This window comes from Rhodoplanes roseus, from assembly GCF_003258865.1.
Lineage (GTDB): Bacteria > Pseudomonadota > Alphaproteobacteria > Rhizobiales > Xanthobacteraceae > Rhodoplanes > Rhodoplanes roseus.
The window spans coordinates 1-256 of sequence record NZ_NPEX01000899.1 but is presented as its reverse complement, the minus strand read 5'-3'; the positions used below and the strand labels follow the sequence as shown (position 1 = coordinate 256).

Sequence of the window (256 nt, the reverse complement as noted above, 5' to 3'; positions counted from 1 at the left end):
GAGGCGCCGAAGCATGACCTCGAAATCGTTACCGTAGAAGGCCGAATAGCTGCGCTTCGTCACCGGGATCAACGACAGCCCATGAAGATCGAGCGCCGGGTCGAGGGCGGGCGCATTCGTCATCCGCCCCGCATTCTCGGCAGAGACGCCGTCGGCCGGTCCCCTTCCCCACATGTCGCGCATCAGGCCGCGCTCGCAATCGAGCCGGGCCGGTGGCACCTGCGAGACGAAGATCGGCATCGCACGCGCCGCGCAG

At 67.2% G+C, this 256-nt stretch carries 1 protein-coding gene; it reads right to left on the bottom strand.

Annotation, left to right across the window (positions count from 1 at the left end; genetic code table 11):
- Positions 1–240, bottom strand: a 240-nt coding sequence (locus tag CH341_RS32920; protein WP_210208744.1) for a cysteine hydrolase family protein, incomplete at its 3' end; no start/stop codon positions are given.
- Between the last annotated feature and the right edge of the window lie 16 nt (positions 241–256).